The sequence below is a fragment of the Paraburkholderia sp. Ac-20340 genome (assembly GCF_017104965.1).
In the GTDB taxonomy this organism is placed as follows: Bacteria; Pseudomonadota; Gammaproteobacteria; order Burkholderiales; family Burkholderiaceae; genus Paraburkholderia.
Genome location: NZ_JAAGPR010000024.1, coordinates 16734 through 30810 on the forward strand (window position 1 = coordinate 16734; position 14077 = coordinate 30810).

The window sequence follows — 14077 nt, forward strand, 5'->3', positions numbered from 1 at the left end:
GGGGCAACTACAGCCGCACCGGCGGACGTCACGGAGACGGGTTTGTGAGATCGAACGCAAACAACAATTTGGCGTTGCAGGGCTCTATGAAAATTGCAGTCCTGAAGGCAACTCAAGCGCAAGCTGACGTGGTGTGCCGAACGTTGTCAGCAGCGGGGCACACGTGTCACGCATTCGACGACATTCAGGCACTCTTCGGACAGCTGCGCAGCCAGCCGTTTGATCTGCTCGTGCTGGATCGCCATGCACCGGGTCTGCGGGGTGACGAGGTGCTGCGCTTGCTCCGTCAGAATCTCGCCGAACGTCCACATGTCCTGTTCACGACCAACTCGGGCGATACTTGGAACCACGCCGCCACTGATTGGCTCGTCGAACCGTTGAGTGCAGGGGCGCCGCTCGCGCGCGTTGAAATGCTGTTACGCAGCCAAAATCCGAGTGAGCCCGTGGCCGAGAGGGAAGTGTTCGGCGATTACGAATTCGAGCCTGACTCGGAGCGAGTTTTTGTGCGCGGCAACGCCGTCACGCTGACGCACAAGGAGTTCGAACTTGCGCTGCTGCTTTTCAAGCAAATGAGCCAGCCGCTGTCGCGCACGCATATTCTCGACGCGATCTGGAAACAGGGCCCGGACATTTCCTCGCGCTCAATGGACACGCACGTGTCGATGGTGCGCACGAAGCTTGGACTGCGGCCCGAGAACGGCTATCGACTGATGCCGATATACGGCTACGGTTACAGGCTCGATCGGATCGGATAGGGCGAAGGTTGAGATCTTCACTCGGAACACTAGAGGAGGACTCTCTATGTCTGTGGTCGGCCTGCTGTAACGTGTAGTGTGGTCTGCAATTCCCAATAGCGTCTCAGGACTTGCGCGTGTTGCGGCGCGGCGGAGGCAACCTGGGCAGTCCTAATCGCCCGGCGCCTCGCATCGACGATGAACGCAGTTTCAATTTCAGGAATTGTCAATTTCGCCGGGATTCCGAACAAGACGCCATGGAGTTTCCCGGCCGGTTGCATCTCTTGCCGACCGGACTATGCGACCCGTGAACTATTTCTCGCGCGTGATTGCGGAGGTGGGCATCACAATGGCGTCACCATCGACGACAACCTTTCCGTTCACGGTGCAGACTGTGCACAGGGAGACGCGTCGCTTGTCCGGGAACATTTCAGTTATCGATACCGTAGCGAGTACCGTGTCGCCGGGCCTGACGGGCGCGCGGAACCGGACGTTCTGACTGAGGTAGACCGTCCCAGGGCCCGGGAGACGGCCAGCGATTGCGGCCGAAATCACGCTCGCGGTGAGCATCCCGTGCGCGATCCTTCCTTTGAACTGCGTGGTACGTGCAAATTCCTCATTGATATGCATGGCGTTGTTATCGCCCGACGCCGCTGCAAACAAGACAATGTCGGCCTCAGTGATGGTCTTCGCGAATGTCGCACTCATCCCCGGCTCGAGGTCCTCGTAGTCATATCCGTTCATCTGGTTCATCGCATCTCCTTGAAACCTACAATGCTTGCCGACAGGGATGTAGTCGAGAGAACTCTGGATATCGCGTGGCGCCATGCACAAGCGCGGCCGCAGCGTAGTTCAACTTTGCCCCGAGCATTGGTCGAGCGGCAGAACCGTCCGCTTGTGTCTTCGGGCGCTATCCTAAAAGGGTTGTGCCAGATGTCCAAGGCAATCTCCGGGCTCGACCTGTACAAATGTGCGAAGGCATATCGCGAGGCCGCTTCCCTCAAAGGTGACAGCGGTGAGTGCCGCCCAGACGTCTGTACTGTCATATATGTGCCATGCAACTCGCAAAGAGAAACTTGCGTTTACGCTGAGCGTACTCAACCAGGTGGGAGAGGGCCGAGCCCATCTCTCCACCAGCCGAAAAGCCTTGAATTAGCCCTGCAAATACCACTATGACGGAAGCGACAATGCCGACGCTGGGATTGGTCGGCGTGACCGCCATGAGTAACGTCCCCACGACCATCGTATTCACGGTCCAACTGAGTGCGATTCGGCGCCCTCGTCGGTCTGCAATTGTCCCGAACACAAACGCCAGAATTGGGCGCATCGCGAAACCAACGCCGAAGGTCGCTACACTTAGGAGAAGCGAAACAACTTCCGAGAAATTTGGAAAGAACAGTCTCGATATGACCACCGCGAAATAGCCATGGATGGCGAAGTCATACCACTCCAGCGTACATCCCATTGTGGCAGCGATGACCCGGAGTGGCGTCTCCCGCGTCGTCGCCGCCAGGTGCCGGGTGTCTTGGGCGTACGCTCCATGACGCGCTGCGCTTCTACTTCTTTGAAGGGGGGCCATTGCACTACCTCGAATCGAAGGTCGTGGGTTAGACAAATGGCGAACAGATTGCTGCGGTGTAACACGCGCTGGACTCAGCTTATGGATGTCAGAAAATGGTCGCAAATACCGAATTGATATCGCGCCTATGCCAGCGCGGTATAGGCGACTGGGGGTCCCTTTGAGTTTCGAGCACTTCTCCGGTTAGGCACGGCTATGACTGGCGTGCCTTTGTCTTGCGGCCCTGTATAAATATCGTTTCAACTCAACCGTCTGCTGACTGGTCGTTGGGAATTTTCCAATAAACAGATAGCGCTGGCAGGCCAGCGATGGGAGGCGTTGTCTCCGGCGTGGCGACTGGTGGTCGAAGCGACAGGATTACTCTCAAGACTTGAGAGGATTCGCCATCGTAGTTAGACTGAAATGTCCGACTTCCGGCGGCTGGACATCAAGCTGCTGGCGAAGATGTCGCCAGAGGATGGTTAGGATCTGCCGGTAAGAATCAAACGGTGGACCGATCATTCTCAGGAAACCAATGTGCCGCGCGATGGCCAACCGGTAAAGGTCGGTGCGGCGCGAATCGATCTACGCCCGTTCGCGTTTTGAAAACGTGAGGAATTTTGAGATCGAATTCGCTCAATTCACGTGGCACCTGCCTGATCCCGAGATATGCAAGTCGCCAGTGATCCATCCGGCTGCTCCGCGTCGTTGACGAGAGCGGTCAAGCGTAGCGGCGCAAAATCATCGATGCCACGGTCGAAATCGGGATGTCGGCATGGAAGCCCAGCGATGAAGGAAAGCACCTGATCAACGTCCGAAAATTTACATAACGTCAGCATTGACGGAGACGAGTCGGTTGATCGCAGTTGACGTAATCACCCAAAATTATGTCTTGGCCAGATAGAAATGTCGTACCGCTGGCCATTTACAGATGTCGCATCTTTCTCTGTTTCTGTGTTCACTCATTGTTGAAGAACACGGGTTGAAGCAACAGGGCGTTTATGCCCGTTCAGCGGGGCTGCGCAGACCGATTTCCCGGTTTTGAATCCGGTTTTGAACCCGGCTTTGCGGCCTGCGCCAGTTTCACGATCACCGCGTCCATATCCGCCTGCGTGAACTCGCGCGTCGTCTTCGTGCCTGGGCGCCGCTTCGCGGCCCGCACGGGCTGGCCCTGGTTCGTGCGCGAGGGCGACCCCGAGGCCCGCCGGTCATCGCGCTGCGCCTGCAGGGCCTGCGCGACCTGCAGCGCGTGCGCGAGACGCTTGTGCTCGATCACCGCGCCCTGATCCACCTCGGTGAGCCGGTCATACTCACGGTACGGCAGCGCCTGGCCATCGGCGCGGATCTCGATGCGCCCGTCCGGATATTCGCAGACCTCGATGTAACGATGCACGCGTTTGCGGTTCTCCGGCGTGTCGTCGAGCAGGTACATCACGCGGTCGTACTGCACCGTCAGCGCCTTTGTGACGCGCCGCGTTTCGCGCCAGGTGAGCAGGGTGTCCAGATCCTCATCTGCCCGCAGCGGCCGGTGCGCATTGAACGTGCTGCGCGGCGGCTTCGCAAAGCGTGCGTTGTAGCGCTGCATGAAGGCCAGCGCATACGCGTTGGCTTCGGCCAGCGTGCAGATGCCGCGCAGCCTCAGCTCCTTCACGAGCCGGTCCTGCAGCGTCAGGTGCGCGCGCTCCACGCGGCCCTTGGCCGGGCTGCTGTTGGCGCAGAACGTGTCGATGTTCAGCTCGTACATGGCGCGCCCGAAGTGCGTCACGCTGCGGCCCGTTTCGTGAGCCCGGACGCTGCGGAACACACTCGCCTTGTCGCTGTAGAGCGCTACCGGCTTGCCGTGACGTTCCAGATACGCCCGCGTGGCCTCGAAGTAGCTGAAGGTCGATTCGGTGGCCGTGAAGTGCAGGTGCATCAGGCGGCTCGTCGCGTCATCGACGTAGACCAGCAATGTGCACGCCGGCGCCCGGTCCTCGAACCAGCGGTGGTCGCTGCCGTCGATCTGGACCAGTTCGCCCAGGCAGGCCCGACGCGCCCGGGGCTGGTAGACCTTCGGCGGTCGCTGCGCCCGCGGAACCCAGAGCCCGGCGTCCGTCATGAGCTTCCTGAGTGTCTCCCTGGACAGCACGATGCCATGACATTCGGCGAGCTTCTCGGCGGCCAGCGTGGGGCCGAAATCGGCGTAGCGTTCGCGCACGATGGCCAGCGCGCGCTGCGCCAGGCCTTCGGGCAGCTGGTGATTGCCTACATGGCCTCTGCGTTGCGAGATCAGTCCGCACGCGCCGGACTGACGGAATCGCAGCACCAGACGTTGGACCTGACGCCGGCTGATACCCAACCGTTCGGCAGCCCGCCAGGGCATCAGCCGAGCTTCGGCGACGGCCTCGATCACCTTCAGACGGTCCAGCTCGCGCATGCTCATCGTGATCATCCCGGTGCAGGTCATCGGCGGCTCCACGCATCCGTGAAAACCGCGCCAGCATGCACCTCAATGCGAACCAAGGTACGACATCTGTACTTTGCCCAGATACGACATTACTACTTTGCTGCTACACCAGTCAATTCGATAAATTATATTATGTAAAATCATAAATCGGGCGCAGTAAAGCAGCCCTTCGGCCAGCCGCCCCACGCATCAACGGCCTCCAAAACCCCGTTTCCGATCTGCGAATTAGGACGCGCGCGAAGGCTCGTCCGGACAGACATTTATCAAATCTGAGCAGGACGACGTCTGCCCGTACCGCTAGAGACAGTAACCTTGCGCTAGGTCGGGTTGCTGTCGCCGCGTTGAGCGATTCTCTGGCGCGTGCCTTCATCAAGGATGCTACGCATCAGCGAAAACAACGGATCGGCGCTGGTGTGCTTCTGGCCGTAGGAGAGATTAAATTCGTAATCGAAGTCGGGCGGATTGATCCCTTGGTTGTGCTGGAGGATGGTTTCCAGCTTATCAAGCGCCTTGACGGCCTTGGCTTCAAGTGAGGTCGCGTCCTCGTATTCCTGCCAGAGCGCCAGGATGCTTGCCCGATGCGGCTCATCAAGTGAGCGCGTCAGGTATAGGAGATCGGCCTTCTCCTGTTCGCTTTTGTCAGGGTGTTCGCCTTTTACGACGGCGGGAATGTCGCCGTGGATGGCTTCGCCGAGGTCGTGGACGAGGCACATCTTCAGGATTTTGAGCATGTCCATACCGGCCAGCTCATCCTCGAAGGTCATAGCCATTAGGCACAGGCGCCATGTATGTTCGGCGGTGCTTTCTGTCCTGCCGGTTGAGGTGTGCGCGCGGCGGAGTACGCTCTTGAGCTTTTCCGCTTCTTGCAAGAAGGCCAATCGCCCCTTGATGTGTTCGATGTTCATGGCTATCTTTCGATACTCAATTTTCCCGAGAGAGTATAAAACGGCTAGGGTGAGCCGGCTTGATGCGCCGCCGGGCGTTAGGGATGCGCCCCGTGCCGTCCTTGTCGTCACGGCCATTCGGCCTCAATGCTTCACGCCTTCGCGCCTGCGGCAACTCGCAGAACGAGTCCAAATCGCTGGCGCTGACGACCGCTCGCAGACTAACCTACGACAGGTGAAACTTTAGAATCCGCCGTTAGTGCATAACTGGTTTCAGTGACCACTTTCGATCCAAAGGTCGCAAATGGCGGTCCTTTGTATAGAGATCAACAATTGGGAAGACCAAGGTCAACGTAACGCGCGTACGCTGAAAGAGTTTCTTGGCGACGACGCCGTGCTGGCCGCAAAGTAAGTGATATCCGCGTGCGGCCTGGATCTGTTGTTTGCCATCCAGGTCGCGTGGTCGTGCAAGCGACGGTAACGCTTGGCGGATTCGCGTACGGCGTGGTACTACGCGAGACTGCCGGTGGGGTGGGGTGGGTTCGGCAGAAACGATTTCATCCAATTGCACGACCAGATCCTCGAACGAGTCGACTAGATGCATGCGCGTGTGAGCGCTCAGCAATTGAGCTGACGGCGCGACGTTGTTGGGCAGAATGAAGATAGGTACGCGCGGAGCGGCGCCGCTCAATCCCTTGATGAGCTTTGAATCGCGACACCGTCCAGACTCCGCGTAAGCAATCCTGTCGCGCAACCGCCCGCTTCCTACGGACATGCCCTTCGAGCGCCCCATCGACAGTTCTCACACTGACAAGCACAAAGTATTCCCCTAGGGTTAGTTCCGGTTTCCTTGCACGCGCAGCACAGTTAGCCTCGAAAAATAACCGACCAAATGGTCGGTGAATGGTGTCCCCCTGACCCTCATCCCGGCGGACAATCCAGCGTGGCCCCTTGGCCCGCATTTTCACCAACCTGGAGCCCAGCGCCCCGGTGCCCGGAATGATGCACGATCACAAGCCTGGCGGACAATTCGGTCCTGATCTCATTGCGAGCGCCAACGGTTCCGGGCCGCTCGCGCTGCTCCGAGGTAAAGGCGATTCCGTGTTTGCCGCGCGCTGGCAACACGAAGACTGCCGGCTCGCAGTCGCTGGTGCGGCACAGAACATTCTCTGCTATCACGAGAGCGGCACGACCTGCGTCGACAAATACGAAGACGGGAAGCTTGCTGGCACGCGGTCCGTCGTCGGTACCGTGACGTTCATTCCGTGCGACGGTACGGTCTGGGATGTGCATGGAGAATGCCGGGTCTTGCACGTCTATCTGGAGCCATCCCTGATCGCCAATTGTGCGGAGGAGCTATACCCTCCGCGCTCGGAGGTCACCTCGTTTTTCGCCGTGCATGATCCGTGGCTCTCGGGCTTCTTCAAGATGATCGCCGTTGAATGCGAGCTCTATGGCAACAACGTCGATTCCTTGCTGTTGTCGCAGTCGCAGAATGCACTCGTCGGTCATCTACTACGCTGGCACGGGCGTCCCGGCGCGCTGACGGCATGCCAGCCGTCCCCGGCGATCGCCCCACGCCGTCTTCGCGCTGTGCTCGACTATATTCAAGCAAACATCTCGCGAGCGATGACGCTTAAGGAGCTCGCAGACGTGGCTTGTCTGTCCGAGTACCACTTCGCGCGCCGCTTTAAGGAAGCGACAGGCTCGTCTCCTTATCGATTTGTACTCGACAAGCGAATTGCAGCGGCCGCTGACATGCTTGCCAACCGTGATCTACCGATCAAGGCTATCGCACAGGCAGTCGGCTTCACGAGCGGGCGGCACTTCTCAGCCTCGTTCAAGGCGTCGCACGGCAAGAGCCCAATTGACTACCGACGCGACCGCGCCAATTAAATGCGCGCGGGTGGCGCTTCCGTTTTCTTGCTCAAATGCGCAGGGATCTTGCGGTATCTGCGGGTAGATAAACCTACGCCAAGGGTCTTGTCTTAAGGTCGAAATGCCGACGTTGACACCGTACGGTAAACGACAAAATGGAGACACCCCATGAGCGTAGACAGCGACCAAGCCCTGCGCGCCGCCACGGCGCCACCCCGCACCGCCACGTACTGGATGGCCAGTCCAGGCAACACCCCAAAAGAAGGACGACTCGACTTCCACGACCCGAGAGGCACACCGTGGACCGACTGGCTCATGCCCGGCACGCGCTTCAAGTTGCTCTACTGCAATCTCGCAACTGGGCAGTTCACTATCCTGCTCCAGGTCGATCCGCACATCCAGGCAACGTCCCACTGGCATATTGGCAATCTGCAGGTCTATATCCTCGAAGGCGGTTTCTACTACGGCGACGGCACCATGACGCTGAACGGCATGCAGCACGACGATCGCGGCCGCCCTCACACCTTCACCGTCGAGACAGCCGGAACCGTCCACCAGCCGTTTGCGAGCGACAGCGGCTGCCTGATGCTCGCAATCTTCGATGGCCCGATTGGCGGCTACATGCCTGATGGCGCGCTGGCCGTCGTGGGCGACGCCAGGCTGCATTACTACATGGCGAAAGACAACGACGCCGTACGTGACACCCAGCTCGTCGACTACACCTACGGATCGACTTCGCTGCAGCCGCGCTAGGCGTCCACCGCCCGCCTCTTGCTCACGCTCATCGGCTTTCGCGCCGGGGGAGCGATGACCACCTATCGGAACATCAAGGAGAAAGTCATGGACGTTTTGAACACGAGCGGCGCCGAAGTCGCCATCGTGACCGGCGCCGGGAGCGGTATCGGCGCCGCTACGGTGAAACGCCTTGCAGCACGCGGCCTGAAGATCGTTGCCGTCGATCTGGACGAACTGGCCGTCAATGCGCTCGCGCATGAGATTGGTGCACGCTGTCTGCCGCTGCGCGCCGACGCCGCCACGGAAGCCGGCGTGCGCCGCTACGTCGACGCTACGCTCGAACGCTTTGGCCGAATTGACTATCTGCATTGCAACGCCGGCATCGAAGGGCGCGCGACAACGCTCGAAGAGAGCGAGCCGGAACAATTCCAGCGCGTCATCAAGGTTAATGTCGGCAGCGTCTACCACGGCATGCGCGCTGTTCTGCCCCACATGTACGCGCAAGGACACGGCGCCATCGTCAATATGGCCAGCCAGGCGGGCTTGCGCGGCGTGCCGAAGCTGTCTGCGTACGTCGCGAGCAAGCACGCCGTCGTTGGACTCACGCGTAGCGCAGCACTCGAAGCCGGGCCGCGTGGCGTGCGTGTGAATGCCGTCGCGCCGGGACAGATCGCGACGCGCATGATCGAAAGTCTGGAGGAGCAATGGGCGCCCGGCAACGCGGCGGCCGTGCACGAGCAACTGGTTTCGCTCATTCCGCTGGGCCGCTTTGGCCAGCCCTCAGAGGTCGCCAATCTGGTGAGCTGGCTTCTGTCCGACGAAGCGGCGTTCGTCAACGGTGCGATCTATACGGCCGACGGCGGCACGACCGCCTGAACGGTTGAACCTCTAAACGCAGTCCCTCGCAAGACACGATCACAACATCAGGAGACGCATCATGTTGCATGAATCTATTGATATGCAGTCCGAAGATAGTGCTGCGCACGCCCGCATCACTTTGCCCTACCCGCTATTCGAAAACCTGGAAAGCCTTGCGTGGAAGCCGTGGGTGATGGAAGGCGTCGAATACAAGCTGCTGAGCGTGAATCAGCGTAGCGGCGGCTTTACCTGCCTGCTGCGCGTGGCGCCAGGTACCAAGGCGCCCGTTCACCATCATCTCGGCGCGATCGAACTGATCGTGCTCTCAGGCGACATCTACTACGACAAAGGGAACATCGGCTACACCGGCGATTACATGTACGAACCGGCCGGCGACATCCACCAGCCCAAGACCGACGGCGGCTGTGTGCTGTTCTGCGTTTTTGAAGGCCCCATTGCCGGCCTCGCGGACGACGGCAGAGTTGCCGGCATCGTCGACTCGCGCAGCATGCTCGATATGGCGCGCACGCACGGCGTTGCCGATAACGTCCATTGCTGAGGAGGCGCCCCATCATGCAACGCTACGCCAGCAAGGCAGTGCTTGTCACCGGCGCCGCCGGTGGACTCGGGTCGGCTATGTGCCGCCGTTTCGCGAGCGAGGGAGCGCACGTCGCGGCCATGGATATCGATGCGGCCCGACTAGAAACCACCTGCACGCAACTCCGCGAACTGGGGTTTGATGTGCGTCCGTTCGAACTTGACGTGACCGACGCCGAAGCTTTCGAGCGTCAGGTCGCGCGTGTGGTCGACGAGTTCGGGCAGATCGATGTCGCGGTCAATAACGCCGGCATGGGCGGCGACATGACCCCTCTCGCCGAATATCCCGTGGCAATGTGGAACCGCGTCATGACCGTCAACGTCTCGAGCGTGTTCCATGGCATGCGCGCGCAGATTCCTCATATGCTCAAGCAGGGTCATGGCGCGATTGTCAACATCGCATCCATCATGGGCTGCGTCGCCATGCCGTCAATTGCGCCTTATGTCGCTAGCAAACACGCTGTCGTTGGCCTCACCAAGGGTGCCGCCCTCGATTATGGCCGTGCCGGCCTGCGCATCAACGCGGTCGGGCCATCATTCGTACGCACCGGATTTACGGCGGCGAGCCTGCCGGATGACAGCACGTGGGACTCCCTGGCCGATCGCCACGCGTTGACCGGTACAGCCACACCGGACGACATCGCGGCGGCCGTGGCCTACCTCGGCAGCGATGACGCGCGATTCGTGACTGGCTCGCTTTATCTCGTCGACGGCGGATATACAGCAACGTAGTCTCCCGCCGCAAGTCTGTCCGTTGACTCTGGAACCTGTACGGAGTTAACGGCTACCTCCTCAGCAACGAGTTTTGGCCAGTGCCCATTCTAGGCGCTGGCCGGTTGCGTGCGCGACGAACGCGAGAAACATCGCGCGGGCGCATTGGCAGCCGTCATACAACAACAGCCACGAAAACAAGGTTCTGGAGACAACGCATGCCATCCCTACATCGCAAGGCCCGCCTTCGGTACGCTTATGCATCGGCTATTCCAATTGGTTTGCTGGCCGGCGCTAATGCGTATGCCCAAAGCAACGTCACGCTCTACGGCATCGTGGACGCTGGCATCGTCTACACCAGCAAGACTTTCGATTCGAGCACCGGCGCGACACAAGGCAAACAGTGGCTGATGCGTGACAGCGGCATGAGTGCGTCGCGCTTCGGTATCAAGGGGACGGAGGACCTGGGCGGCGGAATGAAGGCCAACTTCAACCTTGAGAGCGGCATCGACGTCGCCAACGGCGGGCTGAACAACTCCAACGGCAACCTGTTCGGCCGACAGGCGTGGATGAGCGTTTCCGCGAACTGGGGCGAAGTCAAGGCGGGGCTCCAATATTCACCGTTCTTTTGGGCCATCGTCGCGTCGGACGCCCGCAACTTCTCCCAGTTCGCCAGTGGGCTGGTCACGTATGCTGACGCCGTGCTCGGGACGTCGATCTTCACGTCCAATGCGGTGTCATACACGACGCCGACACTGGCTGGTTTCACCGGCAGCGCCTTGATCGCCCTGGGCGGCGCGGCTGGCGACTTCAAGGCGGGACGCCAGTATTCGGCCAGCCTGACCTGGACCAGCGGACCGTTGACGATCGACGCGGCATACTTCAATGGCAATAGCGGCGGCACCGTGCAAACGCCTACGCCAACGACGCTCGCGTTCGTGGGGCGCACGGCCGGCATTGTCTATCGCTGGGGAGAACTCACGACCAAAGCGTCCGTGACCACATTCAATGTCGCAGGGTCGTTCAATGAAACAGTCTATTCAGCAGGACTCGATGACTTTGTGCTCCCCACACTCAACCTCAATGCCGGGGTGTGGGTAACGCGCAATCGCGATACATCCGATGACCATTCCATACTGGGTGCGATGGGCGCAGAATACTACCTGTCCAAACAAACGACGGTCTACTCCCAGATTGGAGTCGTCAACAACCATGGCACCATGCATACAGGACTCTCAGTGAGCACGTCAAGCACACTATATGGCGCACCAGGCACGACTGTCGGGGCCAATGTGGGTCTGCGACACATGTTCTGACGAGAGAAACTGTTGATTGAGAATGCCGGGGTAGCAACCCGGCATATCGATTCGATACCTCAACCGCATGGGGTTCGCGTTCCGTCAATCTGCATCTGTGCTGGAAATCGCATTGCGCAGCGCGCTTAGACTTCCAGAATGCCCGCGGCGAGAAAGCCGCCATCGACGGCCAGCACCTGACCGGTGACATACGACGCGTGGTCCGAGCACAGGAACGCCGTCATCTCAGCGATCTCGGCAGGCGTCCCGTAGCGGCGCATTGGCACGGTCCGCCGATACGACTCACGGGTTTCGGCCGAATGATGCGCGCGCGTGAGCGGCGTTTCGATCGGGCCTGGCGCCACACAGTTTGCTGTGATCCCCTGCTCCGCCAGTTCGATCGCCATCTGGCGCGTCAGTCCGATCAATGCCGCTTTCGACGTCCCATACGCCGTGCGTCCGAATCCGGCCCTCACGCCGCTGATCGAACCGATATTGACGATGCGCCCCCAGCCGTGACGCGCCATTAGCCGTGCTGCGTACTGACCGCACAACATGGGGCCGGTCACGTTGACTTTTTGCACCCGCTCCCAGTTTTCCAGCGAACATTCGACGAATGACGCTACGCCCGCAATGCCAGCATTGCTGACGAGAATATCGCAGCGTGCTTGGGCGCGCTCGACGGTGTCGAAAGCGCGTTTGATCGAAGCAGCGTCCGATACATCCAGTTGGACGGCAAAGGCGTTACCGCGTTGCCCCTCGATCTCACGTACCAGCGCTTGCGCGGCATTGAGGTCGATATCTGCGACGACAACCGTTATCCCGTCTGCGGCGAGGCGTGACGAAATCGCAGCCCCGATGCCGTTCGCGCCGCCCGTGACGAGCGCGACGCGAGCCTGTATCGCGTTCTCCTGTGAGGTGTTTTTCATTGTGCCGCCTCCAGACGCATGGACCGGCGGTGCTCGACCAGCGCCCCAGGGATGAGAAAGACCAGAACCGCGCCGAACACTGCGACGCCAGCAAGCGCGTACATGGCAAGCGCCGTATTGCCGGTTGCATCTGTCACCATGCCGACGAGAAATGGAGCGACAAAGCCAGATAGATTGCCGATTGACGTGATAAGCGCGAATCCGGTAGCCGCGCCCGCCCCTTTGAGAAAAGCCGTGGGCAGATTCCAGAACAGCGGGATCGTAGTGACGATACCCGCCATTGCGATGATCAAGGCTATGAAAGACCATGTCGGGCTTGCGCGCAACAGCACGCTTAGAATGAGCCCCACCGCACCGAGCAGTGCGGCGACCGCGAGATGTTTGCGCCGTTCGCCAGTTCGATCCGAACTCCACGCAAGAATGAGCATCGTCACAACGGCAGCGGCATACGGCACGGCGGTCATCGAGCCGATCTCGCGAATGCCCGTGTAGCCCAACGCCTTGATCAACGTTGGCAGCCAGAAGCTCACGCCATAGAGCGCAGCGACGAACGCGAAATATACGAGGCAAAGCAGCCAGACACGCAAGTCGGAGAGCCCGCTCGCGAAGCTGCCCGAATGGTGAGCACCCACGCCGACCTCGGCCTTCAGTGCCGATTTTTCCGTGCCCGTGATCCAGGCCGCGTCGTCTATCGTGTCCGGCACGAGAAGCCAGAACGCCACGCCGCACAATACCGCCGGCAAGCCCTCGCACACAAACATCCACTGCCAGCCGCTCAAGGACATCGCGCCGGGTGCGGACGTCATCAACCATGCGGACAGCGGACTGCCTATGACGCCCGAAATGGGGAGTGCCGTCATGAAGATCGCGATGATGCGCCCGCGCGTGCGCGCCGGAAACCACTGGCTGACGTAAAGCATCACGCCCGGCGCGAAGCCCGCTTCCGCGACACCCAGAAAGAAGCGCAACGCGTAAAACGAGCGCGGCCCCGTCACGAACATCGTGCATGCCGACAGAACGCCCCACGTGATGAGGATGCGCGTAATCCATACGCGCGCGCCAACGCGGTGGAGGATCATGTTGCTCGGGATCTCGAACAGACAATAGCCGATGAAGAAGATGCCCGCGCCCAGGCCATACGCCGTATTCGACAACCCGATATCGGGCGCCATCTGCAGCCTGGCAAAGGCGACGTTCACCTTGTCGAGCTGATTGACGATCAGGCTCAGCAGAATGATGGGGATCAGGCGCCAGAAGGTCCTCGCGTCCGTCGCTCGGGCGGCGGACGCGGGTACAGGGCTTTCAAGGGCATCGCTCATGGGGTCTCCGTTGCCACGCATTCGTTGCGTGGATCAATTTACTATCATTTGATAATATATGCGTGTACCTCGACGATGTCCCGATCTTTTGCGCCAGGACTATCCCTGGCCCGGGGGCATCAGGAGAGCACGT

13 protein-coding genes and 1 pseudogene are annotated in these 14077 nt (G+C 60.1%); 7 read left to right on the forward strand and 7 right to left on the reverse strand.

Annotated elements, in window-relative coordinates:
• Nucleotides 1-86 precede the first annotated feature (86 nt).
• Nucleotides 87-755: a response regulator transcription factor gene (locus G3N59_RS25265; RefSeq protein ID WP_205985545.1), complete on the forward strand. Its 669-nt coding sequence runs from the start codon at nucleotides 87-89 to the stop codon at nucleotides 753-755.
• Between the two features lie 291 nt (nucleotides 756-1046).
• On the opposite strand, the gene G3N59_RS25270 is transcribed toward G3N59_RS25265, so the two are convergent.
• From G3N59_RS25270 to G3N59_RS25290, 5 genes and pseudogenes are all read right to left on the reverse strand, one after another.
• Complete coding sequence (locus G3N59_RS25270; protein WP_205985546.1) at nucleotides 1047-1487, reverse strand: MaoC family dehydratase; 441 nt, start codon at nucleotides 1485-1487, stop codon at nucleotides 1047-1049.
• 289 nt (nucleotides 1488-1776) lie between these two features.
• The gene (locus tag G3N59_RS25275; protein ID WP_205985547.1) at nucleotides 1777-2313 is read right to left on the reverse strand and encodes an MFS transporter; all 537 of its coding nucleotides are present in this window, start codon (nucleotides 2311-2313) and stop codon (nucleotides 1777-1779) included.
• Between the two features lie 405 nt (nucleotides 2314-2718).
• A pseudogene (locus G3N59_RS25280) lies at nucleotides 2719-2983 on the reverse strand (DUF4158 domain-containing protein); the annotation flags it as partial.
• Nucleotides 2984-3301: 318 nt separating this feature from the next.
• Nucleotides 3302-4738 (reverse strand): ISNCY family transposase, encoded by a 1437-nt coding sequence (locus G3N59_RS25285; RefSeq protein WP_205985548.1) that lies wholly within the window; start codon nucleotides 4736-4738, stop codon nucleotides 3302-3304.
• A 317-nt stretch (nucleotides 4739-5055) separates the two neighbouring features.
• Entirely contained in the window at nucleotides 5056-5643 is a 588-nt protein-coding gene (locus G3N59_RS25290) for an HD domain-containing protein (protein WP_205985549.1), read from the reverse strand.
• 930 nt (nucleotides 5644-6573) lie between these two features.
• Here G3N59_RS25290 and G3N59_RS25295 point away from each other — a divergent pair.
• From G3N59_RS25295 to G3N59_RS25320, 6 genes are all read left to right on the forward strand, one after another.
• Entirely contained in the window at nucleotides 6574-7518 is a 945-nt protein-coding gene (locus tag G3N59_RS25295; protein WP_205985550.1) for an AraC family transcriptional regulator, read from the forward strand.
• A 150-nt stretch (nucleotides 7519-7668) separates the two neighbouring features.
• Nucleotides 7669-8253: a hypothetical protein gene (locus G3N59_RS25300; RefSeq protein ID WP_205985551.1), complete on the forward strand. Its 585-nt coding sequence runs from the start codon at nucleotides 7669-7671 to the stop codon at nucleotides 8251-8253.
• Nucleotides 8254-8340: 87 nt separating this feature from the next.
• Nucleotides 8341-9111, forward strand: a complete 771-nt coding sequence (locus G3N59_RS25305; protein WP_205985552.1) for a glucose 1-dehydrogenase — start codon at nucleotides 8341-8343, stop codon at nucleotides 9109-9111.
• An 82-nt stretch (nucleotides 9112-9193) separates the two neighbouring features.
• A complete protein-coding gene (locus tag G3N59_RS25310) occupies nucleotides 9194-9652 on the forward strand; it encodes a 2,4'-dihydroxyacetophenone dioxygenase family protein (RefSeq protein WP_205985553.1) in 459 nt (152 codons plus the stop codon).
• A gap of 14 nt (nucleotides 9653-9666) precedes the next feature.
• On the forward strand, nucleotides 9667-10422 hold the full coding sequence (locus G3N59_RS25315; protein ID WP_205985554.1) for an SDR family oxidoreductase: 756 nt from the start codon (nucleotides 9667-9669) through the stop codon (nucleotides 10420-10422).
• A 197-nt stretch (nucleotides 10423-10619) separates the two neighbouring features.
• A complete protein-coding gene (locus G3N59_RS25320; RefSeq protein ID WP_205985555.1) occupies nucleotides 10620-11717 on the forward strand; it encodes a porin in 1098 nt (365 codons plus the stop codon).
• Nucleotides 11718-11842: 125 nt separating this feature from the next.
• Here the strand turns inward: G3N59_RS25320 and G3N59_RS25325 are convergent, their stop codons facing one another.
• Complete coding sequence (locus G3N59_RS25325; RefSeq protein WP_205985556.1) at nucleotides 11843-12625, reverse strand: SDR family NAD(P)-dependent oxidoreductase; 783 nt, start codon at nucleotides 12623-12625, stop codon at nucleotides 11843-11845.
• Nucleotides 12622-13944 carry an MFS transporter gene (locus tag G3N59_RS25330; RefSeq protein WP_241024081.1) on the reverse strand — a complete coding sequence of 441 codons (1323 nt, stop codon included), beginning with the start codon at nucleotides 13942-13944 and terminating at the stop codon, nucleotides 12622-12624. The genes G3N59_RS25325 and G3N59_RS25330 overlap by 4 nt, the downstream gene beginning before the upstream one ends.
• Nucleotides 13945-14077 lie beyond the last annotated feature (133 nt).

What these genes read in the sequence shown, in the direction of transcription:
- G3N59_RS25265 (WP_205985545.1), top strand. Translation starts at nt 87, where the DNA reads ATGAAAATTGCAGTCCTGAAGGCAACTCAAGCGCAAGCTGACGTGGTG.
- G3N59_RS25270 (WP_205985546.1), bottom strand. Translation starts at nt 1,487, where the DNA reads ATGAACCAGATGAACGGATATGACTACGAGGACCTCGAGCCGGGGATG.
- G3N59_RS25275 (WP_205985547.1), bottom strand. Translation starts at nt 2,313, where the DNA reads ATGGCCCCCCTTCAAAGAAGTAGAAGCGCAGCGCGTCATGGAGCGTAC.
- G3N59_RS25285 (WP_205985548.1), bottom strand. Translation starts at nt 4,738, where the DNA reads ATGACCTGCACCGGGATGATCACGATGAGCATGCGCGAGCTGGACCGT.
- G3N59_RS25290 (WP_205985549.1), bottom strand. Translation starts at nt 5,643, where the DNA reads ATGAACATCGAACACATCAAGGGGCGATTGGCCTTCTTGCAAGAAGCG.
- G3N59_RS25300 (WP_205985551.1), top strand. Translation starts at nt 7,669, where the DNA reads ATGAGCGTAGACAGCGACCAAGCCCTGCGCGCCGCCACGGCGCCACCC.
- G3N59_RS25305 (WP_205985552.1), top strand. Translation starts at nt 8,341, where the DNA reads ATGGACGTTTTGAACACGAGCGGCGCCGAAGTCGCCATCGTGACCGGC.
- G3N59_RS25310 (WP_205985553.1), top strand. Translation starts at nt 9,194, where the DNA reads ATGCAGTCCGAAGATAGTGCTGCGCACGCCCGCATCACTTTGCCCTAC.
- G3N59_RS25315 (WP_205985554.1), top strand. Translation starts at nt 9,667, where the DNA reads ATGCAACGCTACGCCAGCAAGGCAGTGCTTGTCACCGGCGCCGCCGGT.
- G3N59_RS25320 (WP_205985555.1), top strand. Translation starts at nt 10,620, where the DNA reads ATGCCATCCCTACATCGCAAGGCCCGCCTTCGGTACGCTTATGCATCG.
- G3N59_RS25325 (WP_205985556.1), bottom strand. Translation starts at nt 12,625, where the DNA reads ATGAAAAACACCTCACAGGAGAACGCGATACAGGCTCGCGTCGCGCTC.
- G3N59_RS25330 (WP_241024081.1), bottom strand. Translation starts at nt 13,944, where the DNA reads ATGAGCGATGCCCTTGAAAGCCCTGTACCCGCGTCCGCCGCCCGAGCG.